This window comes from Bradyrhizobium sp. WSM2793 (assembly GCF_000379585.1).
Lineage (GTDB): Bacteria > Pseudomonadota > Alphaproteobacteria > Rhizobiales > Xanthobacteraceae > Bradyrhizobium.
Genome location: NZ_KB902789.1, coordinates 20,846 through 45,448, shown reverse-complemented (window position 1 = coordinate 45,448; position 24,603 = coordinate 20,846). Strand labels below are relative to the sequence as shown.

20 protein-coding genes and 1 tRNA gene are annotated in these 24,603 nt (G+C 65.1%); 7 read left to right on the top strand and 14 right to left on the bottom strand.

Going from position 1 to position 24,603, the window contains the following annotated elements:
• Positions 1-217 precede the first annotated feature (217 nt).
• The 3 genes from A3AS_RS0122500 to A3AS_RS0122490 all read left to right on the top strand — a co-directional run bounded on the left by A3AS_RS0122500 (position 218) and on the right by A3AS_RS0122490 (position 5,174).
• Positions 218-1,399: an efflux RND transporter periplasmic adaptor subunit gene (locus A3AS_RS0122500; RefSeq protein WP_018319816.1), complete on the top strand. Its 1,182-nt coding sequence runs from the start codon at positions 218-220 to the stop codon at positions 1,397-1,399.
• On the top strand, positions 1,396-4,542 hold the full coding sequence (locus A3AS_RS0122495) for a multidrug efflux RND transporter permease subunit (RefSeq protein WP_018319815.1): 3,147 nt from the start codon (positions 1,396-1,398) through the stop codon (positions 4,540-4,542). The genes A3AS_RS0122500 and A3AS_RS0122495 overlap by 4 nt, the downstream gene beginning before the upstream one ends.
• Before the next feature lie 65 nt (positions 4,543-4,607).
• Positions 4,608-5,174: an invasion associated locus B family protein gene (locus A3AS_RS0122490; RefSeq protein WP_018319814.1), complete on the top strand. Its 567-nt coding sequence runs from the start codon at positions 4,608-4,610 to the stop codon at positions 5,172-5,174.
• Between the two features lie 210 nt (positions 5,175-5,384).
• Here A3AS_RS0122490 and A3AS_RS0122480 read toward each other — a convergent pair whose 3' ends face one another.
• The 9 genes from A3AS_RS0122480 to A3AS_RS0122440 form a co-directional block, all read right to left on the bottom strand.
• Entirely contained in the window at positions 5,385-5,747 is a 363-nt protein-coding gene (locus A3AS_RS0122480) for a DUF1428 domain-containing protein (RefSeq protein WP_026202257.1), read from the bottom strand.
• A 168-nt stretch (positions 5,748-5,915) separates the two neighbouring features.
• Positions 5,916-5,989: transfer RNA gene (locus A3AS_RS0122475), tRNA-Gln, on the bottom strand.
• Between the two features lie 176 nt (positions 5,990-6,165).
• A complete protein-coding gene (locus A3AS_RS0122470; protein ID WP_084674888.1) occupies positions 6,166-7,299 on the bottom strand; it encodes an acyltransferase in 1,134 nt (377 codons plus the stop codon).
• A gap of 16 nt (positions 7,300-7,315) precedes the next feature.
• A complete protein-coding gene (locus A3AS_RS0122465; protein ID WP_049814951.1) occupies positions 7,316-8,287 on the bottom strand; it encodes a tripartite tricarboxylate transporter substrate binding protein in 972 nt (323 codons plus the stop codon).
• 60 nt (positions 8,288-8,347) lie between these two features.
• Positions 8,348-9,535: an iron-containing alcohol dehydrogenase gene (locus A3AS_RS0122460; RefSeq protein WP_018319810.1), complete on the bottom strand. Its 1,188-nt coding sequence runs from the start codon at positions 9,533-9,535 to the stop codon at positions 8,348-8,350.
• Complete coding sequence (pdxA, locus tag A3AS_RS0122455; RefSeq protein WP_018319809.1) at positions 9,492-10,529, bottom strand: 4-hydroxythreonine-4-phosphate dehydrogenase PdxA; 1,038 nt, start codon at positions 10,527-10,529, stop codon at positions 9,492-9,494. Before pdxA ends, A3AS_RS0122460 begins: the two co-directional genes overlap by 44 nt.
• On the bottom strand, positions 10,526-11,632 hold the full coding sequence (locus tag A3AS_RS0122450; RefSeq protein WP_018319808.1) for a four-carbon acid sugar kinase family protein: 1,107 nt from the start codon (positions 11,630-11,632) through the stop codon (positions 10,526-10,528). Before A3AS_RS0122450 ends, pdxA begins: the two co-directional genes overlap by 4 nt.
• A gap of 2 nt (positions 11,633-11,634) precedes the next feature.
• Positions 11,635-13,074 carry an FAD-binding oxidoreductase gene (locus A3AS_RS0122445; RefSeq protein ID WP_018319807.1) on the bottom strand — a complete coding sequence of 480 codons (1,440 nt, stop codon included), beginning with the start codon at positions 13,072-13,074 and terminating at the stop codon, positions 11,635-11,637.
• 24 nt (positions 13,075-13,098) lie between these two features.
• Positions 13,099-14,019: a dihydrodipicolinate synthase family protein gene (locus A3AS_RS0122440; protein WP_026202255.1), complete on the bottom strand. Its 921-nt coding sequence runs from the start codon at positions 14,017-14,019 to the stop codon at positions 13,099-13,101.
• 103 nt (positions 14,020-14,122) lie between these two features.
• Here A3AS_RS0122440 and A3AS_RS0122435 point away from each other — a divergent pair, with 103 nt between their 5' ends.
• Both A3AS_RS0122435 and A3AS_RS0122430 read left to right on the top strand, forming a co-directional pair.
• Positions 14,123-14,974, top strand: coding sequence for an IclR family transcriptional regulator (locus tag A3AS_RS0122435; protein WP_245283258.1), 852 nt, complete (start codon positions 14,123-14,125; stop codon positions 14,972-14,974).
• Positions 14,975-15,108: 134 nt separating this feature from the next.
• Positions 15,109-15,840 (top strand): DUF3750 domain-containing protein, encoded by a 732-nt coding sequence (locus A3AS_RS0122430; protein WP_018319804.1) that lies wholly within the window; start codon positions 15,109-15,111, stop codon positions 15,838-15,840.
• Positions 15,841-15,882: 42 nt separating this feature from the next.
• Here A3AS_RS0122430 and rnz read toward each other — a convergent pair whose 3' ends face one another.
• Genes rnz through A3AS_RS0122410 form a run of 4 tightly spaced genes read right to left on the bottom strand, consistent with a single transcriptional unit; the run spans position 15,883 to position 20,468 of the window.
• Complete coding sequence (gene rnz / locus A3AS_RS0122425; protein ID WP_026202254.1) at positions 15,883-16,788, bottom strand: ribonuclease Z; 906 nt, start codon at positions 16,786-16,788, stop codon at positions 15,883-15,885.
• Positions 16,789-16,839: 51 nt separating this feature from the next.
• Positions 16,840-17,823 (bottom strand): antibiotic biosynthesis monooxygenase, encoded by a 984-nt coding sequence (locus tag A3AS_RS0122420; RefSeq protein ID WP_026202253.1) that lies wholly within the window; start codon positions 17,821-17,823, stop codon positions 16,840-16,842.
• A gap of 14 nt (positions 17,824-17,837) precedes the next feature.
• Positions 17,838-19,235 (bottom strand): guanine deaminase, encoded by a 1,398-nt coding sequence (gene guaD / locus A3AS_RS0122415; protein WP_018319801.1) that lies wholly within the window; start codon positions 19,233-19,235, stop codon positions 17,838-17,840.
• A gap of 15 nt (positions 19,236-19,250) precedes the next feature.
• The gene (locus tag A3AS_RS0122410; protein ID WP_026202252.1) at positions 19,251-20,468 is read right to left on the bottom strand and encodes a multidrug effflux MFS transporter; all 1,218 of its coding nucleotides are present in this window, start codon (positions 20,466-20,468) and stop codon (positions 19,251-19,253) included.
• 520 nt (positions 20,469-20,988) lie between these two features.
• Here A3AS_RS0122410 and A3AS_RS0122405 point away from each other — a divergent pair.
• Positions 20,989-22,470, top strand: a complete 1,482-nt coding sequence (locus A3AS_RS0122405; protein ID WP_049814955.1) for an amidase — start codon at positions 20,989-20,991, stop codon at positions 22,468-22,470.
• 33 nt (positions 22,471-22,503) lie between these two features.
• Here the strand turns inward: A3AS_RS0122405 and A3AS_RS0122400 are convergent, their stop codons facing one another.
• Complete coding sequence (locus A3AS_RS0122400) at positions 22,504-23,109, bottom strand: TetR/AcrR family transcriptional regulator (protein WP_018319798.1); 606 nt, start codon at positions 23,107-23,109, stop codon at positions 22,504-22,506.
• Positions 23,110-23,307: 198 nt separating this feature from the next.
• Between A3AS_RS0122400 and A3AS_RS0122395 the strand changes: the two genes are divergently transcribed.
• Positions 23,308-24,549 carry an efflux RND transporter periplasmic adaptor subunit gene (locus A3AS_RS0122395; RefSeq protein ID WP_018319797.1) on the top strand — a complete coding sequence of 414 codons (1,242 nt, stop codon included), beginning with the start codon at positions 23,308-23,310 and terminating at the stop codon, positions 24,547-24,549.
• Positions 24,550-24,603: the final 54 nt, after the last annotated feature.

Below are 24,603 nucleotides of genomic sequence, written 5' to 3'. Positions count from 1 at the left end.
AGGTGTGTTCGCCGATCGCGCCTGCCGGGAAAATGCAGCACTGCACACCGCCGCGCCAGACCACTGCCCAGACAGTGCAAAGCTTTCCAATTGTTTAGGATTCTCAACTGATAGTGCTGTTTACACTGGAACTTGGCGTGTATTATACAAACGCTCTGGAACCCTACGATTGCCCCATAATTCGTAGCTGAGGGCACAAGAGCCGACACGAGACGATATGAAAAAGTCCCGGCCGATCCTCTGGATTCTGATCATCGCGGCCGTGGCCTCCGCGGGTTACTATGGTTGGCAGAAATTCGACGCCTCCCAGGCTGGAAAAACCCAGACCGCCCAGAAGGGTTCACCGCGCCCGCCTGCCGTCCCCGTCAGCGTTGCCCCGGTTCAGAAGGTCGATTTCCCGGTCTATCTGACCGGTCTCGGCACGGTTCAGGGGTTCAACACCGTGCAAGTCCGCACCCGCGTGGATGGCCAGATCGACAAGCTCGCCTTCCGCGAAGGCCAGATCGTCCAGCAGGGCGAGCTTCTGGTCTCGATCGATCCCCGTCCCTATCAAGCCACGCTCGACCAAGCCAAGGCCAAGAAGGCGCAGGACGAGGCTAGTCTGGCCAACGCCAATCTCGAACTTCAGCGCGCCACGAAGCTCGGCGAATTCGCGACCGCCCAGCGGGTCGACACCCAGCGCACGACCGTCGCCCAGCTCACCGCCCAGATCGCCGCCGATGACGCCGCGATCGCCAACGCCCAGACCCAGCTCGACTACACCCAGGTCAAGGCGCCGATCACCGGCGTCGCCGGCCTGCGCCAGGTCGACATCGGCAACATCGTCAACGCCTCGACGCAGACGGGCATCGTCACGATCTCGCAGGTCGAACCGATCTCCGTGATCTTCACCGCGCCGGAAGACCAGCTGCCCTATATCACCGAAGGGCAGAAGAGCGGCGCGCTCAAGGTGATCGCCTTCACCACCGACGGCAAGAAGACGCTGGCCGAGGGCAAGCTTGCGGTCATCAACAACCAGGTCGATACCAGCAGCGGAACGATCCGGCTTAAGGCGGTGTTCGACAACAAGGACCACACGCTGTGGCCGGGCCAGTCGGTCTCGACGCGGCTTCTGGTGCGGACGCTGAAGGATGCGACCGTGGTTCCGGATGACGCGGTCCAGCATTCGACCAACGGCCTCTACGCTTATACCGTCAATCAGGACAACAAGGCCGAGGTGCACAAGGTCAAGGTCACCTACGCTATCGATGGACATTCGGTCATCGAAGAAGGGCTGAGCCCCGGTCAGCAGGTGATCACCGGCGGCCAGTTCAAGGTGCAGCCCGGCAGCCTCGTCTCGACGGCGGTGGCGAGTTCGAACCCGGCCCAGAACGCCCAGAACAAGGTACGACAGGAATGACCGAGGGCGGGATTTCGGCACCTTTCATCCGTTATCCCATCGGCACCTCGCTGCTGATGGCCGGCATCCTCTTCGTCGGTCTCGTCGCCTATCCCCTGCTCCCGGTCGCACCGCTGCCGCAGGTCGACTTCCCGACCATCCAGATCACCGCCAATTTGCCGGGCGGCAGTCCCGAGACGATGGCTTCGTCGGTGGCGCAGCCGTTGGAGCGGCAGTTCGCCCAGATTCCCGGCATCGCGCAGATGACCTCGACGAGCTATCTGGGCACCGCGTCGATCACCATCCAGTTCGATCTCAACCGCAGCATCGATGGCGCTGCCAATGACGTGCAGGGTGCCATCAACGCCGCCAGCGGCCAGTTGCCGAAGAATCTTCCCTCGCCGCCGACCTACCGCAAGGTCAACCCGGCCGATGCGCCGATCCTGCTGCTGTCGGCGACATCGGAGACGTTGCCTCTGACCAGCGTCAGCGACGCGGTCGACGCCCAGCTCGCCCAGCAGATCAGCCAGCTCTCCGGCGTCGCCCAGGTCTTCATCGGCGGCCAGCAGAAACCCTCCATCCGCGTCCAGGTCGATCCCGCGAAGCTGGTCGCCAAGGGCCTGTCGATGGAGGACGTACGCAGCCAGATCGCGATCACCACGGTCGACAGTCCGAAGGGCAATATCGACGGCGAGAAGCGCGCCTACACGATCTACGCCAACGACCAGCTCACGCACGCGAAGGACTGGAACGACGTCATCATCGCCTATCGCAACGGCGCTCCGTTGCGAATCCGCGACATCGGCCAGGCGGTCAGCGCCGCTGAAGACGCCAAGCAGGCGGCCTGGGCCAACGGCAAGCGCGGCGTATTCCTGGTGATCTTCAAGCAGCCGGGCGCCAACGTCATCGAGACCGTCGATCGGATCAAGGCGACCCTGCCCCGCCTCGTGGCGGCGATCCCGCCCGCCATCAAGATCGAGCTCATCAGCGACCGTACCACGACCATCCGCGCCGCGGTCGAGGACGTCCAGTTCACGTTGCTGCTGACCATCGCGCTCGTGGTCATGGTCATCTTCATCTTCCTGCGCAGCTTCTGGGCCACCGTCATTCCCGCCATCACGGTTCCACTGGCGCTGCTCGGCGCCTGCGCGCTGATGTGGGTCGTCGGCTATTCACTCGACAATCTATCGCTGATGGCGCTCACCATCGCGGTCGGATTCGTCGTCGACGATGCCATCGTGATGCTCGAGAACATCACGCGATACATCGAGGAAGGCGAACCGCCGATGGCGGCCGCCTTCCGCGGCTCGAAGGAAATCGGCTTCACCATCGTGTCGATCAGCATCTCGCTGGTCGCGGTGCTGATTCCGCTGCTCTTGATGGGCGGCATCATCGGGCGCCTGTTCCGCGAATTCGCCGTCGTGCTGGCGATGACCATCTTCGTCTCGATGTTCGTGTCGCTGACCCTGACGCCGATGATGGCTTCGCGCTTTCTGCGCGCCCATGGCGAGGTGCGCCACGGCCGCTTCTATCAATGGAGCGAGCGCGCCTTCGACGCGATGCTGCGCGGCTACGAATACATTCTCGATCACGCCCTGGCCTGGCGGCGCACCACGCTGGCGATCTTCTTCGCCACGCTCGGACTGTCGATCTATTTGTTCGTCCTGATCCCGAAGGGTTTCTTCCCGCAGCAGGATGTCGGCCTGATCACGGCGACTTCCGAAGCCTCGCAGGACATTTCGTTCAAGGAGATGACCCGGCGTCAGGAACAGCTCGGCAAGATCATCCTCGCCGATCCCGATGTTGCCAGTGTCGCCATGTCGATCGGCGGCAGCGGCCGCGCCGGCAACAACGGCAACATATTCATCACGCTCAAGGCTCGCGACAAGCGCGATGCCTCGGCTCAGCAGATCATCGCGCGACTGCGTCCGCAGTTCGACAAGGTCGAGGGCGCCCGCGTCTACATGCAGGCGGCCCAGGACGTCCGGCTCGGCGGGCGGCCGACGCGCACCCAATTCGAGTTCACCTTGCAGGACGCCGACCTCGCCGAGCTCAACGAGTGGGCGCCGAAAATCCTCGCCAAGATGCAGACGCTGCCGGAGCTGCGCGACGTCGCGACCGACCAGCAGACCCAGGGCACCACGGTCCAGCTCAAGATCAACCGCGACACCGCCGCGCGCTACGGCATCCAGCCGCAGCTGATCGACGACACGCTGTATGATGCCTTCGGACAACGACAGGTCACGCAGTATTTCACCCAGCTCAACACCTACAAGGTGATCCTGGAGATCCTGCCGGAGATGCAGGGCAATCTCGACAGCCTGAACAAGCTCTATCTGAAGTCGCCGCTGACCGGCGACCAGGTGCCGCTGTCGACCTTCGCGACCTGGACCACCGATCCGGTCCGTCCGCTTTCGATCAGCCACCAGGGCCAATTCCCGGCGATCACCATCAGCTTCAACCTCGGCCAGGGCGTCGCGCTTGGCCAGGCGACGGAAGCCGTGCAGAAGGCGATGGCCGAGCTCGGCGCGCCGCCGACGCTGAACTCGAGCTTCCAGGGCACGGCGCAGGCGTTCCAGCAATCGCTCGGCACCGTGCCGCTGCTGATCCTTGCCGCGCTCGTCGTGGTCTACCTGATCCTCGGCATCCTCTACGAGAGCTATATCCATCCGATCACGATTCTGTCGACGCTGCCCTCGGCTGGCGTCGGCGCGCTCGCGATCCTGATGGCGGCCGGGTTCGACTTCAGCCTCATTGCCTTGATCGGAATCATTCTCCTGATCGGCATCGTGAAGAAGAACGGCATCATGATGGTCGACTTCGCCATCGCCGCCGAGCGCGACGAGCACAAGACGCCGGCGGAATCGATCCGCCAGGCCGCCCTGCTCCGCTTCCGCCCGATCATGATGACGACGATGGCCGCGCTGCTCGGCGGCGTGCCGCTGATGCTCGGTCACGGCACCGGCGCCGAGATCCGCCAGCCGCTCGGCTACGCCATGGTCGGCGGCCTGATCGTCAGCCAGGCGCTGACGCTGTTCACCACGCCGGTGGTCTATCTCTATCTCGACGAGCTCAACAACTGGTTCTCGGGCTGGGGCCGTTCGGGTGACGGCGAAGGCGGTGAGGCGGTGGAGCACGGCACCGTTAAGGAAGCTGCCGAGTAGCGGCTTGCACGGCGCTTCCGGCGACGCTACAGCGAGGCCCCGGTTCACGCCAACGCGGTTTCGCCATGCTCATGCAATCCAGACTTGTCGCCCTCGCCGCAGCTGTCCTGTTGCCCTTGGGCGCCGCGTATGCCCAACAGGCCGCCAAGAAGAACGCCCCCGCTCCGGCGGCGCAGCCGGCACCGGCTCCGACGCAGCCACAGGCTGACGGCGCGCCGGCGCAACAGCCCGGCTGGATCGTGCGCTGCACCAGCGCCAGCCGTGACGCGCCGCTCGAATGTGCGATGGAGCAGAACGCGGTGCTGACCAAGACCGGCCAGACCATCGTGCTGATCAACATCCGCATCGCGCCCGACACCCGCACGCCGGTGGCGCTGCTGCAATTGCCGCTCGGCCTCAACCTTCCCATCGGCGCCAAGCTCCAGGTCGACGAGGGCAAGACGGTCGATCTCCAGATCCAGACCTGCGAGAACCGCGGCTGCTACGCCTCGGCGCCGATCGCGCCGGATCTGCTCGCCGCGTTGCGGTCGGGCAAGCAGCTCAAGGTCTCCTTCCAGAACATGGCCAAGGAGACGATCGCGATTCCGATGCCGCTGGGCGATTTCGCTTCCGCTTACGACAAGATCAAGTAACGCAAGTCCCCGTTACTGCCCCGCCATCTGCGCGTTGCCGACGGCATCGCCGTCGAGCCGCTGGTCATTGTGATGGTGACGGCGTGCAGCAGCCCCGTCGATCAGCAGCGTGTATTCGGTGATGGAGGCGCGGCTCGCCGGCTGCCTGTTGCTGCTGCTGCAGGCCGAAGTCGACCGCGCGCCTCCGAGATAGGCTTTCTCCCCCGCCTCTCAGCTGACGACGTCGCTCGCCCGGAGCAAGGTCGTGAACCCGCCATAGATCATGCGCTTGCCGTCGAACGGCATGCCCTCCATCTTCAGCCGCGGGTCCTCCATCACCTTCTTGTTGACGGCATCGCGGGTCTCCCGGTCGCGGTAGACGATCCAGGCGAACACCACGACCTCGTCCTCCTTCGCCATCACCGCGCGCGGAAACGAGGTGAGCTCGCCATAGGGGACATCGTCAGCGACGCATTCGACATAATCGAGCGCGCCGTGCTCCATCCAGAGCGCGCAGGCGGTCGTCGACAGCGTCTTGTAGGCCTCGATCTTGTCCTTCGGCACGGCCAGAACGAAACCATCGACATAGGGCATCAGGAATCTCCTTGAGTTGTGTGACCCAAGGACGATGCAGAGCACGGCGATCCGACCGGGGAAATGCGATTTCAGATGAGGCAAACGGTCGCGACCGGCGGCGCGGCCCATGGACCGTCACTGTCACCGAAGGACCTGAAGCTCTGGACCTTTGGGCATGCCCGGAACTGGCTGGGGAACCTGGATTCGAACCAAGACAAACAGAGTCAGAGTCTGTTGTGCTACCGTTACACCATTCCCCACCGAAGCGCTTGAAATCGCTAAGCTTTCTTCGGAAGTTCTGCGAGGGCGGGCTGACAGCTTTGCAAATCAGCGGCTCGCAGGCCGCTCATATAGCCGCGCTGACCTTCGCGGTCCAGCCCTTCTGTGAACATCTCGGCTTGTTCTGGCTGCGTTCGCACCGACAGGACGGACTATCTCAAGCCTTCCCGAAGGAATCCTGCGGCCCTTTGCGGTTGTAGAACAGCGATCGGCGCGCCCGATCGATCCATCGCTGCACCGTGAACTCGAAGGCGAGCGCGACGACCGTGGATGCGAGCAGGATGCCCAAGGTCTGAAACAGAATTCGCCAATGGCTCACAATGTGCGGATTGGTCAGCGTGATCGGATCAAAGACCTGCAGATTGATCGCTATCTGGATGAAGAGAAAATGCGAGAGATAGACGCCATAGGAGGCATCGCCCAACGCGGTCGACAGCGGTCCGTTGATCCTTGAGAAGAGCGTCGGAATCACGATGCAGGTTGCGATAACCAGCGGCACGCCCTGAACGATGCCCCCGTGATAGTCGACGTCGGCATAGACGTCGGCGAGGAGATAGAGGCAGTAGAGGGCCGCGAGCCAGTAGCCCGCACGCGTCGACCATGTCAGGCGATCTCGCAACGAGAAGAGCACAACGCCGGTGCCGAAATAGCCGATCTGGCTGTAAAACGGGAAGTAAGCCCATTTCCATTCGTAGACGTGCAGAATGGTCATCTTGATCGCGAAGGCGGCGGCCACCAACCCGGCGAGCCATTTTCTGTTCAGCAGAAGCAAGGCAGGCAGCAACGCGTAGAAGACGATCTCCGCGCTGATCGACCACGCCTGCGGAACCAGGAGATACGTGGTGCTGTGCATCGCCGAATAGAGATCGAGACCCAGCAGCGACAGGTTGATCACATAGGGCCGCTCTTCCGTTCGGAGGGAATTGAAGATGCCGCTCTCGTTCGCCGGGTTCCACAGATGTAGCGCGAACGTAGCTACCAGGACAGCGAGGTAGAACGGATAAAGCCTCGCGAAGCGGCTGGCGAAGAATGCAGCAGGCCGTCCCGGATAGTGCCGCTCATAGGCGGCGGCCATGTAGAATCCACTGATGATGTAGAAGACTTCTACAGCGGCCAAACCTCCGATTGTCTGGTGAATGACGCCAAATTGGCAATGAAATCCAACGACGATCGCCGCCAGCAGAAAACGAACAGTCCCCATCAGCCCCGCACCCGTTGGCTGATGCGAACTTAGACCGACGACCGGCGCTGAACAAGCGGCCGCCCCATCTGCATGCGGCGGCCGGCTCATCTCTTCGCGTGCCGCCCTACTCCAGCTTGATGTTGGCGGCCTCGATCACCTTCTTCCAGCGCGCCGTCTCGGCGTTGATGTAGGCCGCGAACGGTTCGGAATCCACGGCGACAGCGGTGGCACCGAGTTCGGCCATCTTCTGCACCGTCTCCGGCTGCGCCATGAAGGCGCGAATCTCGGCCGAGAGCTTTTCGACGATCGGCTTGGGCGTGCCCGCGGGCACAATGAAACCGTGCCAGGCCACCGCCTCGAAGCCGGGCAGGAATTCGGCCACGGCCGGCGCCTCCGGATCGAAGGCGGCGCGCTTCGGCGTTGCGGTCGCGAGCAGCGCGAGCTGGCCGGTCTTCACCTGCGGCAGCAGCAGCGGGACGTTGTCGAAGGCGAGATCGATCTGTCCGCTCAGCAGATCCGTCAGCATCTGGCTGGAGCCCTTGTAGGGCACGTGCACCATCTTGGTGCCCGTCATCTGCTGGAATAGCTCGCTGGCAAGGTGCTGCGAGGTGCCGACGCCGGCCGAGCCGAACGAGACCTTGTCCGGATTCGCCTTCAGATAGGCAATCAGCTCCGGCACGGTACGCGCCTTGATCTTGTTGGGATTGACGACGAGAACATTGGGCACGACGCTGATCTGGGCGACCGGCACCAGATCCTTATCCGGCTGGTAGCTGAGCTTCGGCCCGTAGAGCGACGGGTTGATCGCAAGCGCGGACGTGCTGGCAAGGCCGAGCGTGATGCCATCCGGCGCCGATTTCGCCACCCGCGTCACGCCGAGGATCGAGCCGGCACCGCCGACATTCTCGACCACGAAGGGCTTGCCGAACTTCGCCTGCAAATGGTTGGAGACCATCCGCGCGAAGATGTCCGCGGTGCCGCCGGCGGCGAAGGGAACGACCACCGTCACCTGCTTGGACGGATAGCCGTCCTGCGCCTTTGCGGGTGAGGCCGCCAGCACCAAGGCTGAGGCAAGGACAAGCCACATCGATCTCATAGAAGTTTCCTCTGTTTTCCGTGTTGTTGATTGGTTGCCGCGCGCGAGCCGCGGAGACGGTCAGAACGCGACCTCGTACATGTTCAGGATCGCATCCCGGCCGAGGTCGCGCGGATTGTTGTCGAGCAGGCGGCGAATGGCGTGCGCCTCGTCGGCCATCACGCCGAAATCGTCCCGAGGCACGCCGAGCGCGGACAGCCGCATCTCGATGCCGAGATCGCTGCAGAACTTGTAGCTTGCCTCGAACGCGAGCTTAGGATCGCCCTGCTCCGGCAGGCCGAGCGCCTGGAGCACCGCGATCGTCTTCGCTTCCACCGCCGGCATGTTGAATGCCAGCGTATGCGGGAAGATCACCGCGCAGGCGAGGCCATGTGCCACGTGGTGCCGCGTGCCGAGCGGATACGCCACCGCGTGGCCGGCTGTCGTGTTCACCGGTCCCAGGCAATAGCCGCCATAGAGCGAGGCCAGCGCGAGGCCCGCACGCGCCTCGCGATCGCCGCCATCGGCCACCGCGCGTTTGAGATAACGTCCGACCAGCCGCGCGCCTTCGAGCGCGTAGAGGTCGATCGTCGGATGCGCCTTGCGGCTGGTATAGGCCTCGACGCAATGCGCCAGCGCATCGACCCCGGTCGCCGCGGTGACCTCCTTCGGCACGGTCATCGTCAGGTCCGGATCGACGATGGCGATGTCGGCCAGCATGAAGCGGCTCTGCACCGCCTGCTTGTTCTGGCTGACGGGATCGGTCACGAGCGCGCGGGTGCCGGCCTCGCTGCCGGTGCCCGACGTGGTCGGAATCTGCATCAGCGCGACGCTGCGGCCGGCCACCTTCTCCGGCCCGACGATGTCGGCAAAGGGCACGTCGTTCGTGCACATCACCGCGACCAGCTTGGCGAGATCCATCGCGCTGCCGCCGCCGAAGCCGACGACGAGATCGGGCTTGACGTCCTTCGCCATCGCCACCGCCTTCTCGAGATTAGGCAGGTCCGGCTCGGGCTTGACGTCACCGAACACCTTCACCGTACCCGGCAGCGCCAGCATGTCGACGCGGCGTGCGTTGAACGGATCCGAGATCACCAGCGGCCGCCTGGCGCCGATCCACTCGGCGTAGCGCGCTGCCGCGCCGATCGTGCCGTTGCCGAACTCGAGGATGGTGGGACGCTGGATTTCGATAGGCGTGAAGGCGTTGGTCATCGTGCGTTCGAACTCATGATTTGGATACGGAGGCGCCAGCGGCGAGCCGCTCGGCATAGTCGATGGCCTCGATCAGGCTGTGCTCGTTGGCAATGCCCTTGCCCGCAATGTCGAAGGCGGTGCCGTGATCGACGGAGGTGCGGATGATCGGCAGGCCCAGCGTGATGTTGACGCCGGACAGCTCCTGCCAGCGGCCGGTCGCGGGATCGACCTGGAAGCCGAGCAGCTTGACCGGAATGTGCCCCTGGTCGTGATACATCGCGACCGCGGCATCGTACTGGCCGGCGCGCAGCTTGACGAAGATGGTATCGCCGGGCACGGGCCCGACGACGTCGAGGCCGTCGGCGACGGCTTTCGCAATCGTCGGCGCGGACACGTCGATGTCCTGCCGGCCGAACAGGCCACCCTCGCCGGCATGCGGATTGAGCGCCGCGATCGCGATCTTCGGTTTGGCGATTCCGAGCCGCAGCAGGGCATCGTTGGTGAGGTCGATCACCATGCGCAGACGCTCCGGCGTCAGGCGCTTCGGCACGTCCTCCAGCGCCACATGGGTCGAAACATGGCTGACACGCATGTTGCCATGGGCGAGCAGCATCACCGAGCCGCGCACGCCGGTGAGATGCGCCAGCATCTCGGTATGACCAGGGAAATGATAGCCGGCCTTGTTGAGCGCTTCCTTGTTGAGCGGCGCCGTGACGATCGCCGCGGTCCGGCCCGCCTGCGTCAGGCGCACGCCCTGCTCGATCGCCTTGTAGGCAAAGCGGCCGCCATCGGCGCTGAGCACGCCGGGCTTGATCGGGTCGCCCTCGATGTCGGCCTGAAGGAAGCAGAGGTTCGGCCAGTCACGATCCTCGCTGCGCACTTCGGGAATCGCAATGCCGGCACCGAGCGCGGCTTTCGCGCCATCGAGCGCCGCGCCGTTGCCGATGATGAGGATCCGCAGATCGCCTTTCGCGATCCGGTCCTTCAGCCCGACGCAGGCCTTGACGATGATCTCCGGCCCGATCCCGGCGGGATCGCCCATGGTGATGGCAAGATGACGAGAGGTCATGTCGGACTCCCCTTGCTGAGCAAATGATTATCCCGAAGCAGGTCGCGCCACAGCTCGCTGGGACCGAATGCGCCGGACTTCGAGATGACATCGACGCCGGCCCAGCGGCCGCCCTGCAAGGTCGAGCGCGGCAATCCTGGCACGATACGTCCTGTCACCTCGAGCGCATGCGCGCCAAGGGCAACGCAAGCGGCCTTCAGTGTTTCTCCACCGGCAACAACCAGCGTGCCCGGTGGTTCGAGTGCTGTGATCAGCTGCGTCATCTCGTGCGCGATCCGCCGCGCCGCCTCGGCCCGCGTCAAGCCGTCAGCGAGGGCGAATTTGACCAGCGCCACGCCGTCGTCGGCCAGCTTGCGCCGAACGCCCGCGCCACCCTCCCCCTCGGCCAGCGCGATGGTGGCGTGACCACATGCCGCGAGCTGGGATGCGGTGGCAGCCTGGTCGGAGCCGAACAGCCCCAGCACCGGCCGCTTCAGTTGCGACGGCGCAGCGGCGCCCTGACCGCGGGCAAGCGAACCGGCTAGGCCGCCGCTGCCACACCACAACACGGGCCCCGGCATGCGCCGCGCCATTTCGACGACGCGATCGAGGTCGAGGTCGCTCTCGGCATCGAACACCTGAACGCCGCCTTGCGAGAGCGTTTCGGCCGTGCCCTGTCGTGCTTCGATGCCGTCTTGCCGCAACTGATCCAGCAAATTGTCGCCGACCCTGTGCCAATCGCCATGCACGGTGCGGGCGAATTGCTGGCCACCGACGGTGCGGCGTCCCTGATAATCGAACGCCGGCGCGACCACGCAAGAAGCCCAATGGCCGCTGCGCAGGCAGGCGTCGAGCTCAGCCGCCCACGCGCCCCGAAGGAGGCTATCGACCTTCTTGTAGGCGATCGTCCCGTCCTGAAGCTGCGGCGCCAGTCGCCCCACGATCTCGACGCTCTCGGCCTTCGACCGCTCGCGGGTGCCGCTATCGATCGCCAGGCTCCCGGACTCCAGCGGCGCAAGCGCGCCCGACCAGACGACATCGAACGGACCGCACAGGCCGACGAATTCCGCCGCGGTGTCGAGCGCACCGGTGAGATCGTCGGCAAGCAGGCGGACGCTCGTCATGGTTATGCCGCTCCCGCACCAAAAATCTTGCCGGGATTCATCAAGCCCTTCGGATCGAGCAATTTCTTGATATCGCGCATCAGCTCGATGTCGAGAGGATCGGCCACACGGGCAAGCCGGCCGCGATTGGTGATGCCGATGCCGTGCTCGGCACTGATCGCACCGCCCTGCGCTGCGGTCTCGTCGTCAACGATCTCGTTGATTTCCGCCACCAGCGCCGCCGTCGCCGCCGGATCCTGGCAACGCGCGCGGTCGATCAGGGCGATGACGTGGATGTTGCCGTCGCCGATATGGCCGTGCATCACGACCCGCGCGTGCGGTACCGCGGCGTTGATCCGGGCCTCGACATTGGTGACGAAGGCGGCCTGGCGCTCCAGCGGAACGACACTGTCGTGCGAGACGACAAAGCCGCTACGCTTGTTGCCTTCGGACACGCTGTGCCTGACAGCCCAGATCGCCTTCGCCTGCGCGAGGTTGGAGGCCAGGATCACGTCCTCGGCAAGGTGGGCCTCCATCGCATCCGCCAGCACCGTGGCGAGCGGCTCATCGAGGTCGACGCCGGCGAGCGTGTCGGTCAGTTCGACGATCAGATACCACGGCGTCGTCAGCTCGAAGGGGATCGTGACATGCGGCACGGACTCTGCGATCGCCTCGATCTGCGCGCGCGACATGATCTCGAGGCTGCCGAGCCGGTCGCCGACCGCGCCGCGCAGGCGCTGCATGATCTCAAGCGCCTGCTCCACACCCTGCAATTTCAGCAGCGCCAGCGCCGAGCTGCGCGGCGGCGCGAACAGCTTCAACACCGCCGCGGTGACGATGCCGAGCGTCCCCTCCGCCCCGATGAACAGCTGCTTGAGCGCGTAGCCGGTATTGTCCTTACGCAGTGCGCGCAGGCCGTTGAAGATTCGCCCGTCGGGCAGCACGACCTCCAGCCCGAGCACGAGATCGCGCGTCGGCCCGTAGCGCAGCACCGCTGTGCCGCCGGCATTGGTCGAGATGTTGCCGCCGATCTGGCAGGAACCTTCGGCGCCCAGGCTCAAGGGAAAGTAGCGATCGACCTCGCGCGCCGCATTCTGCACCTCCGCGAGGATGCAGCCGGCCTCGACTGTGATCGTGTTCGCGAGCGGGCTGACGTCGCGCACGGCCCGCATCCGGTCGAGCCGGATCACGATATTGCCCGTGCGATCGTCCGGCGTTGCCGCCCCGCACATGCCGGTGTTGCCGCCCTGCGGCACGATCGCGAGCCGCCGGGCCGCGCAGAATCTGACGACGGCGGCGACCTCGGCGGTGGAGCCGGGCTTCACCACCGCAACCGCGCGGCCGTGATAACGCCCGCGCCAGTCCACCACATAAGGCTCCTGGTCGGGTCCGGACGCGATGATTTGCTTGTCCCCGACGATCGCGGCAAGCCCGGAAAGCGCGCCCTGGAAGGAGTCCGACATCTGATCGCCTCGTCGTCGCGCCGGCTACAAAGCGGCTGCGAATGCCGCAGCATTCGCGAGCAGCTCTTTCACCTGCTCGGGCGGCAACGACTCCAGCGGCGGTCGCAGGCGCTGCCATCCGGCGTGGCCAGTGCGCTCTGCCACCAATGTCTTCAGCGAGGCCATCTGCGGGAAGCGCGAGACCAGCTCGCGCGCTTTCACGATGCGCGCCTGCGCCGTCTTGAGCGCAGCGTCGTCGTCGCTATCGCGAAAATGCTTGTAGACATAGGCAAGGTCCCGCGCGACCAGATTGGAGGTCGCCGTGATGCAGCCGGCGCCGCCCTTGCGCAGCAGCGGCAGCAGCAACGGATCGGCTCCGACCAGGACCGAAAAGCCGGGGAAGCGCTCGACCATCGCGGTCATGTTCGCGAAGTCGCCGGAGGAATCCTTGATACCCACGAACGTTGCCGGATAAGCCGTTCGCAGCCGCTCGATCAGCGCATGCGAGATCGGCTGCGCCGACATCTGCGGGATGTGATAGAGCACGACCTTGAGCCTGGCATCGCCAATGCGCTGCACGATTTCGCTATAGGACGCGTAAACGCCGTCGTCCGTGACACCCTTGTAATAGAACGGCGGCAGCATCACGACGGTGTCGACGCCGACCGAGAGTGCGTGGCGCGTCAGGGCGATGGTCTCGCTGAGCGCGGCCACGCCGGTGCCCGGCAGAAGACGTTGCGGCGCGATGCCGGCAGCCACCACCGCCTCGAGCAGCGCCATGCGCTCCGCCGCGGAGAAGGAGTTCGCCTCGCCCGTCGTGCCCAGCAGCGCGATACCGTCGCAGCCCTCATCGAGGAGATAGCGGCAATGCGCGATGAAGCGCGCATGATCGGGAGCGAGCTGGGAGTCGAGCGGGGTCAGCGCGGCGGAAAACACGCCATGAGGGTGCAGCGATGGTGTCGACAAACTTCCTCCGATCCTCAAATCAGTTGTTCGGAATGCGAACATTTGTTATTGGCTTGACCAGTCGTAAAATCAGCTTGCCGCCGCGTCAAGGGCGGTGGCTGTCATGGCAAGGCATTCGGGCATGGCCAAGGTCGAAAAGAAGGCCACAAAGCGCAAATCAGAATCGCCCCCGAAAAACCCCAAGAATCATGTGGCGTCCGTCGGCAAGGCCTTTGCCGTGCTCAAGAGCTTCAGCAGCGAGGCCTTCGAGCTCACCCTGAGTGAGATTGCCGCACGGGCCGATCTCGATCGCGGAACGGCGTTCCGGTTGATTCAGACCCTGACCGAGATCGGCTATCTCCAGGCCGTGCCGCAGAGCCGCCGGTTCCGCCTCGGCGTTGCCTGCCTCGACCTCGGTTACACCGTGCTATCGCATGGGTCGTTGCGCCCAATGGTCGAGCCGTTGCTGCGCGATCTCGTGCCCGATGTCGGCGATGCGGCTTCGCTCGGCATCCTCGACGGCGGCGACGTGGTCTATCTCGCGCGCGTCGGCGCGGGCCTCGACCGCCACAAGATGGATCGCCGGCCCGGCACGCGCATTCCCGCCTACAGCGCCGCGCTCGGTCACGTCATGCTGGCGCATCTGGCGCGGGACGAGCAGATCGAGCGACTGGAATCGCGCCCTCGCGTCAAACTGTCGGAGCGGACGCTGACCGATCTCGATGCCTTGCTCGCCCGGCTCGATCAGGTGAAGAGAAAAGGCCATGCCGTCTCCGACGGCGAGAACGCCTACGGCCTGCGCACGCTGGCAACGCCGATCTTCGACGCCCAGGGCTCGGTGATCGGGGGATTGAGCATCACGGTCGATGCCATGCGCATGGACATGGCGGCCTTCCGCGACCAGGCACTGCCGCGGCTGATGGAGTTGACCAGCCAGGTACAGGATCTCGCGATCAAGTCGGGATTGACGAGCTGAGCGATCTCTTCGCGGACGTGTCCCGTGCGACGTCACAGCTGACGATCTGCATTCGAAGATCATTGTGAAAACGCTTTCGCGACCTATATCGTCAAGGCTTCCTTCCGAAACCCGATTTCCCCTTGCGAAGAGCCGTGCTCATTTTCTTCCTGCTCCTGTTCGTGCCGATCGGCCTATCGGCCGCGCGGTACTATTGGCTTGGAGATGGCCGCGGCAATTGGCAGACGGCTGACCGTTCCAGCGCAGGCCTGCTGCCGCCGGCTTCTTCCCATCCCGATGCCCTGATCCGGGTTTATGCGGCCCGAACGGTCCGGTGGCGAAGCATCTTCGCCGTCCACACGTGGATCGTCGTCAAGGAAAAGGATGCGACCAGCTACAGCCGATACGACTACACCGCGTGGGGCGAACCGATCCGGAGCAACGGCTTCGCTCCCGATGGAAGGTGGTTCGGCGCCCTGCCGGAAACCGTCGTCGCCGTAGATGGGTCACGGGCCGAGCTCCTCATTCCCAGGATTAGGACTGTGATCGAGACCTACAAGTTTCGAACCTACGGCGACTACAGCGCCTGGCCGGGACCGAATTCAAACACCTTCGTTCAAGCCGCTCTTGATGCCGTGCCGGAACTTCGCGCGGTTCTGCCGCCGACCGCGATCGGCAAGGATTATCCCTATTCCGGGGAATGGATTGGGCTGACCGCCTCGCGCACCGGCTTCTATGCCTCGCTCTTCGGCTATCTCGGCCTGACCCTCGGCTGGGTCGAAGGCCTCGAGATCAACTTCTTCGGCGCCGTGCTCGGCCTCGACATCCGCCGGCCCGCCGTCAAGCTGCCGGGCATCGGCCGCCTCGGTGTTGCCGCCGGTCTGTAGCGCCGGACGAGACCGCGCCTGGCGATGTTTCGTCGCGGACGGCTAGACCACGACGTGATCGAAGTCGGCGGCGATCCGGGTGTTCGGAAAGATCCTCGCCGCCTCGGCGAGAATCTCTTCGTCCTCATAGCGTCCCGACATATGGGTCAGCACGAGCTGCTTCACATTGCTCGCTGCCGCAAACGACGCCGCTTCTGCCGCGGTGAGATGGCCGTAATCCCGCGCGGTCGACGCGTCACGATCGAGGAACGTTGCCTCGATCACCAGCATGTCGGCGTCGACGACGTGTTGCGCCAGCCCCTCGGTGGTTTCGGTGTCGCCGATCACGACAAGTTTCCTGCCGCCGCTCGGTGGTCCCAGGACATCTTCCGGATCGATCGTTCGATCGCCGTCGATCACGACCGCCCGGCCTGCGGCCAACTCGCCGCGCAAGGGACCGTCGGGAACGCCCAGCGCCGCCAGCAGATTTGGCTGAAGGTGGCGGCGAGCGGGGCTTTGGAAGACGAATCCAAAACTGTCGGTGTCGCGATGGCGGACCGGAAAACAGTCGATGGTGAAGTCGCCGGCGTCGACGAACCGTCCTGCGGCCAAGGGAGCGAATTCCACCGGAAGCGGCGCCCTGCCCGCACCCCACAACCCGGCCAGCATCTGGATGACCGTCTCGAGCGTCGCTGGACCGCCATGAACCATCATCACCTCGGCGCTCTGCCGCAAGCGCAGCGTCGAGAACAGGCCGGGGATGCCGAGCACATGATCGAGATGCGCATGCGTCAGCAGAATGCGGTCGAGCCGTCGAAAACCTGCGCCACTGCGCAGCAACTGGCGCTGCGTGCCCTCGCCGCAATCGACCAGCATGCGCTGTCCGGCGGCCTCGATCAGCAGGGCCGGATGGTTGCGTTCCGCGGAAGGAACGCTCGCCGAGGTGCCGAGGAATGTCAGGGCAAACATGGTCATCGATATCCGGCGACCGCCCCTCTCCGCGACGGAGAGTGGACGGTCTCACCGTCCCCAATGCCACGCGAGCAACAGCGCGTACAGCCCCATCGACGCGGCGTAGAGTGCGGCAAGAAGTGCGTAGCCCGCGATCTGGCGACTGATCGCGGCCTTCGGCGCGACCCACCAGTCGAGTGCCTTGAAGGCGGCGGGCACCAGCCACCAGCCGAGCAATTGGGTGCTGACGAGATTGCCGACGAACAGCGACAGCCAGATCGGCACGCCATGACTGTCGATCAGCGGTCGGCTGATGAAAGTGCCCCAGAGATAGACCACGGGATAGAGCACCAGGAGGACGATGAGGTTGCTCTTCCAGATCAGGGCTGGGCCCTGCTCGGGAGCTCCCCTCTTGCCGGCCGGGAACCAGAAATTGAAGCCGTAGCTCGCGCGCTTCACGTTCATGCCGGCGTTGAAGCGCTCGCCCTCCTTCAGCAGGGTCTGCCGGACGGGCGAGCCCAGCCATGCATTGAGGTTGGCATCGCTGTCGAACGACAGGATGACGATCCATTCGTCGCGCAAGCCCGGAATCGGCCGCTCGATCTTGTGGCGCAAGAACCCCTTGAACTCGGCCTCGGCAGCCTGGATGCGCTGCTGCCATTTCAGAAACGCGTCCTCGAGTCCATCCGGCACCTTGAAGGAGATGACGGCCGACACCGCGCTGTCACGCTGAACGCCGGTGTCGGGCAGGATATGAACATCCTCCGAACCGACGAAGAAGCGCTGCACCTCCCCAATCAGCCGCGCCCGCACCTCGCTCTGGAGCCAGGCGCGCGCCGCGGCCGGGCTGGCGAAACGCAAAATCGTCACCCAGTCGACATGCGCCGGCGGCTGCGGCGGCACCACCTCCTGCCCCAGGAAACCGGGCCAGGCCTTGAGCGCCTCGCCCACCTCGCCGTTCCACCGCGCGAACGCGGCAAAGCCGTCATCAGCGATGCGGCGCTGGATGACGAGGGCGACCGGCTTGCCGGCTGTATCCGGAGACGTGCTCATCATCGCGGTCCGCTTCAGCTCTTCTTGTAGAGCCGCTTGCCCATCACCCAGGTCTCGTCGACGCAGCGATCGTCGCCGACCATCATCACCGCGAACAGCATGCTCGCGGCCTCGTCCATCGTGCGCGGGCCGGCGCCCTCGGCGATCAGCGATTGATGCCACGCTTGGGCGATCTGCCCGCCGTTCGGATCAAGCGCGACGAAATCAGCTTCCTTGCCGGGCTCGAAATTGCCGAGCTTGTCGTCGATGTAGAGGCCCTCGGCGCCGCCGAGCGTGATCGACCAGAAACCGCGATAGGGCGAGAGCTTGTTGCGCTCGGCCTCCGCGAGGTCCTTCCGCGTGGGATCGATGCTGCCGTCGAGCAGCGTGTTGTTGCACATGCCGACCTTGTAGGCGTCGTCGAGCACGGAGATCATCGAGAAGCGGTTGCCGCCGCCGACGTCGGTGCCGAACGACATCTTCACGCGATGCTCGGGATCGGTGGCGCGGCCGAGGCGGAACAGACCGCTGCCGAGGAACAGGTTAGAGCACGGGCAGAACACCACCGCCGCGCCCTTCTTCGACATGCGCCGGAATTCGTTGTTCGAGAGATAGACGCCGTGACCGCCTGAGAACTTCGGCCCGACAAGGTCGAACTTCTCGTAGACGCCAAGATAGTCCTGGCAGTCCGGGTGCTCGACCAGCACGCCACTGCATTCAGCCGGATTCTCGGAGATGTGGGTGTTGACCCAGCAATCCGGATGCTCGTGCTTGAGGCGCTGGCACGCCTTGAGCAATTCCGGCGAGGCGCCGAAGGCGAAGCGCGGCGTGATGGCGTAGAGGTTACGGCCCTTGTTGTGATACTCTGCGATCAGCCGCTTGCTGTCGCGATAGAAATTCTCCGGCGTATCGATGAAATCGGCTGGCGCGTTGCGATCGATGCCGGTGAGGCCTGCGATCACGCGCATGTTGCGGCGGGCCGCTTCCTCGAACAGTTCCTCGGTTGAAACTGGCGAGGAGCTCGTGAAGGCCTGGCAGGTGGTGGTGCCGGAGGCCAGCAGCGCGTCGAGGAAACGCTTGACGCCCTCGCGCGCGTAGTTGCGATCCCGGTATTTGAGCTCTTCCGGATAGACCCATTTCTGCAGCCACGGCAACAGCTGCTCGCCATAGGCCCCGAGCACGCGGGTCTGCGGCAGATGGATGTGGCCGTCGATGAAGCCGGGGACGATGATGCGGTCCTTGATACGGGTGATCTCAACGCCCGGATGGCGGGCGGCGATCGTCTCGTAAGGACCGAATGCCTTGATGACGCCGTCCGTGACGATCATGAGGCCGTCGTGATGAAAGCGCGCGGCGGCCTGCTCGTTGCCGACGTGCTTCCAGGGATCGTCGACGAAGTCGAAGAACGTGCCGCGAATACCGACCGTGGTCATGATTGGGTCCCTTCCTTAAGACTGTGTAGCTTGGCGCACTGACGGCAGCGAGATCGCGAGCAGCGTGCCCGCGATGGCGCAGAGGCCGAGATAGAGCCACCCGATCGGCGCCTGCGTTGCTTCAGGCAACACCGCCGCGATCGCCATGGCGCCGCTCACGGCGAGATAGCAGAGCGCGCTGATGAGGCCGCCGATCAGGCCGTGGTCGCGTTCGAACAGGCCGAGCGCCATGCCGTACATCATAGGACACAGCACGCCGCAGCCGCCGAGCACCAGCGCGCCGCCGATCGTGATCGACGCGAAATCGAGACCGACGACCATGCCTGTCACGGTCAGCACCGCGGAGCCGGCGAGAAACAGCGCGAAGGCGCCGAAGCCCAGCATGCGGGCCGGCATGACGCGCGCAAAATGCGCACAGCCGAGCTCGCCGGCGAGGTTGACCCCGCCAAGGCCGAGCGCGACGAGGCCGTAGATCGCCGCCGAGTAACCGAGGCCGGTCTGGTAGAAGAACGGTGCGACGACGCCGAATGCCAGCTGCGCGCTCGCGGCCGCAGCGAACACCAGCACGAAAGCCAGGAAGCCCGGGCGGACCACCGCCTCGCGCAAGATGCCGGCGGTGCGGCGCGGATCGAACGGCGCGCGCCGCTCGGCCGGCAATGTCTCGGGCAGAAGAAACACGACGATCGCAGCGACGATCGCCGCGGCGATCGCAATGATGACGAAAACACCACGCCATGACGTCAGCTCGACGATGAAGCCGCCGGCCGCGGGCGCTAGCACCGGCGCGAGCCCCCAGGCAGCGCCCAGCAGGCCGGAGATCGCCGTGAGCTCACGGCCGCGATAGCAATCGGCCGCAACCGCATAGGCGACGACGAGGCAGGTGCAGCCGCCGATCCCTTGCAGGAAACGCAAGCCGAGCAGGAGCGAGGCGCTGGTGGCGAGCGCGCAGGCGATGCTCATCGCGATCAGCACCGACAGGCCTGCGAGCAGGACGTTGCGGCGGCCCAGCGTGTCGGAGGCGATGCCGACCGGCACCAGCGCCAGACTCATGCCGAGCATGTAGGCGGTGACGGTGTTCTGCATCGCCGCGGGATCGGCGGCGAGATCCACCACCATCTGCGGCAGGCCGGGCGTATAGGCATCGAGCGGAATTTGGCTGAACGGCACGACGCACAGCAGGATCGGCACGATCCCCCGCTTCGCGCAACCGGCGTCCGAAGCAAATGCGGTCATGAGCAACGCCCCTTTGATCTCCGCGGGCCCCATCTTTTCGTGCGCGCAATGAGACGCGACGATGCAGATTGCGGAACTTGACGCGCGGGAGCGTGCCAGAACTGTGTGTAAGAATTCTTAGGAGCGCCCGTATCGATACGGCCTTTGACGGCTGATGCCCTGGCCCGGGGGACGCCCAAACAAAAAACGCGAAAACAACCCCATGCAAAGTACAAATCATTGAAGAATTTCGCGCCGCACGCCGCCAAGGCCTGCCGCCGCGGACGTTTGACACGTCGGGCAAAGCAGGCGCGGAGTCGGATCATGGCCGATTGGGAATCCCGCCAGCGCGCCGGTCCGTTAACGGGTCGGAAGGCATAGCTGCTTCGAAGCCCGGCCTCCGCATCGGTGCCCCCGGCAAGCAGATCTGATGTCCGTTGCGCCGCCTCCTCATCCCCCTCTCAAAATCGCAAGTTCGGTGCCCCGAGCGATCTGCAGCGGGGTAGCGTCGACACCGCAATGAGATACATTGGAGTTCGTGATGACCGCAGATGCTGCTGACTTGAACTACGGCTCGATCAGAGCACTGGCGAGCGCCCTGCACGCCCGCAAGATATCTGCCTCGGAATTGCTCGAGCACACGATCGCGCGCATCGAGGAACTGGACGGGCGGATCAACGCGGTCATCGTGCGCGATTTCGATCGCGCGAGAGCGGCCGCGCGCGCCGCCGATGCCGCACTGGGCCGCGACGAGCAACGGCCATTGCTCGGCATCCCCGTGACCTTGAAAGAGCCCTTCAACGTCGCGGGCCTGCCGACGAATTGGGGCTTTCCGCATTTCAGGGACTTCCAGCCGGTGGAGGATGCCCTCGTCGTCTCGCGGTTGAAGGCGGCCGGCGCCATGGTCATCGGCAAGACCAACATCCCGATCGGCCTCAGGGATTTCCAGAGCTACAATGAGATCTATGGGACGACCAACAACCCGTGGGACCTCGGCCGGTCGCCCGGCGGCTCCTCGGGCGGATCGGGCGCGGCACTGGCTGCTGGCTTCGGTCCACTCTCGATCGGCTCGGATATCGGCGGCTCGATCCGGGTCCCCTCGCATTTCTGCGGCGTGTTCGGCCACAAGCCGAGCCTCGGCCTGGTCCCGCTCCGCGGATACGGCCTGCCGCCGGCACCGCCCGTCCCCGGCCAGGGCGATCTCGCGGTCGTTGGGCCGATGGCGCGTACAGCTTCGGACCTTGCACTGGCACTCGACGTGATCGCCGGCCCGGACGAGACGCGCGACGGGATCGGCTATCGGCTTGCGCTGCCCGCCCCGCGCCATGATCATCTCGGGGATTTCAGGATCCTCGTGGTCGACACGCACCCGTTGATGCCGACGGGCGAGGCCGTGCGTTCAGCAATTGGACGATTGGCCGAGCGGCTCGGCAGATCGGGCGCACAGGTGGCGCGCTCGAGCACGCTGCTGCCCGATCTCGCCGAGTCTGCGCGGCTCTACATGAAGCTGCTCAACGCCGCGCGAAGCCCGCGCCTGACACCGGCCGCCCTCGCCGAGGCGCAAGAAGCTGCCGCCGCACTCTCCCCCGACGACCGCAGCCTGCAGGCCGAGCGCGCCCGCGGCTGGGGCATGATCCATCGCGAATGGCTCGCGACCGATGCGGCGCGCTTGCAGCTGCAACGACGGTGGCAGCAGCTATTCCGTGAGTTCGACGCCGTGATCTACCCGGCCGCCGCCGTGCCGGCCTTTCCGCATGACCATTCCGAACCGTTCGACGCACGGCAGCTCGACATCGATGGCAAGCTCTATAATTACCCCGATGCGTGCTTCATCTGGGCCGACCCCGCGTCGACCTGCGGTTTGCCGGCAACCGCCGTTCCGATCGAGCGCACAGCGACGGGTCTCCCGGTCGGCGTCCAGATCATCGGGCCCTATCTGGAGGATCGTACGACGATCGAGCTGGCCGACCTGATCGAACGCGAGTTCGGCGGCTTCGTGCCGCCGCCGGCGCTGTCTGCATAAGCTGCGGGATGACGCGGGCGGCGCTTACGGCCATCACGTTCGGTCGGCCGACTGCGCTTCGACCGCCTGCACGGCGACGCTCGCCACCTGCCGCAGCGCTTCGCGATCTGCGCCGGAGGATGCCATCACGCCCATGCCGACCGCGACGGCCGAGACGTAGCGCGCGAGCGCGGCGGGGTCGGCGCTCTCCTTGAGATCGCCATCGGCCTTGGCACGGACAAAACGATCGCGGAGCTGGTCCTCGTTCTGGGCGCGGCGGGCGGCGAGCTCGAAGGGGACGTTTTCGGAGCCGGTGCCGCAGGCGATGCCGCCCTGCACGAGCAGGCAGCCGGGCGGATTGGCGGGATCGGTCTGCTTCTCCGCAATGCCCATCAGCATCCGCTCCGCGACCCCGCGGGCGGTGGGGGCCGCGACCACCTCGTCCATCCAGACGCCGCGCAGCTTGGTGTAGCGATCGAGCGCAGCCTTCAGCAGACCTTCCTTGTTGCCGAAACAGGCATAGAGGCTCGGCGGATTGATGCCCATGGCCTCGGTCAGCTGCGCGATCGTGGCGCCCTCATAGCCATGGCGCCAAAACACTTCCATCGCCTGGTCCAACGCCGTTTCGGCGTTGAATTCGCGGGGGCGTCCCATGCGCATGTGCCTGTCTCCTCGGAATCGGCGGCCTGTATCAGCTTAACGCCGGTCCTATCTATTTGTTCTGGCTTTCTTTTTCTTGTGTCTTCCAATCGTCGCGGTATCGGCGTACATTTTTCTTAGTGAATGGTACATAAGTATCTTGCACTGCGACATCCAGCTCCACATCTGTAGTGAACACTACATATTTGGAGCGCGCAAATGCCCCCCTCCCAAAATACCTCCCGCGCCGGCCGCCTTGGCCGCCTTCTTGGCGGCGTCGCCATCGTCGGCGCCCTCGCCGTAGCCGGTACGATCGCGACCGGCCACTATCTTCGTTCCGCCCAGGCAACCGCAACCGCCGCCGCGGCTGAACAGGCGGTGCCCGTCACCGTCGCCATGATCGAGCCGCGGCAGACGGCGCTGTGGGACGACTTCTCCGGCCGGTTGGAAGCCATCAACCGTGTCGAGCTCCGCCCGCGCGTTGCCGGTGCGATCCTTTCCACCAACTTCACCGAAGGTGCGCTGGTGAAGGCTGGCGACGTGCTGTTCAAGATCGATCCGGCGCCTTACGCCGCCGAGGTCGACAAGGCCAACGCCCAGCTCGAGGCCGCAAAGGCGCGCGTGGTATTCACCACCAGCGAGGTCGAACGCGGCGCACAGCTGGTCGGCAACGCCGTCGTGACGCGCCGCGATTTCGACCAGCGCGAGAACGCCAACCGCGAAGCGATCGCCAGCGTGAAGGCGGCGGAGGCAACGCTCCAGACTGCAAAGCTCAATCTCGACTACACCGAGGTGCGCGCGCCCGTGGACGGTCGCGTCGGCAAGATCGAGATCACCGTCGGCAATCTCGTCGCTGCGGGCACCGCCTCCCCGGTGCTGACCTCGCTGGTCTCGGTCAATCCGATCTATGCGTCATTCGATGCGGACGAAGAGGTCGTGCTGCGTGCGCTGAACTCGATCGCGGACGCCAAGGGCGGACGCGGCAAGCTCGACCAGATCCCGGTTGAGATGGCGACCTCCGGCGGCCTCTCGGCAAAAGGCCACATCCAGCTCATCGACAACCAGGTCAACGGCCAGAGCGGCACCATCCGGGTGCGCGCGGTATTCCGGAACGAGGACGGGCGTTTGATCCCCGGCCAGTTCGCCCGCGTGCGCATGGGCCAGCCGAAGCAGCAGACGCTGGTGATGATCGACGAGCGCGCGATCGGGACCGATCAGGACAAGAAGTTCGTGATGGCGGTCGGCGACGACAGCCGCGCGGTCTACCGTCCGATCACGCTCGGCAGCGCCGTCGACGGGCTTCGCATCGTCACCTCGGGCCTGAAGTCCGGCGATCGCATCGTCGTCAACGGCCTGCAGCGCGTGCGTCCCGGCGCCCTCCTCAAGACGGAGGTCGCAGCGATGGGCGCGCGTGGCCAGCAGGCTTCGAACCACAGCAACCAGGACGTCGTGCAACGCTAGTGTTCTCTGTCATTCCGGGGCGCGCGTAGCGCGAACCCGGAATCGAGCAGTTTG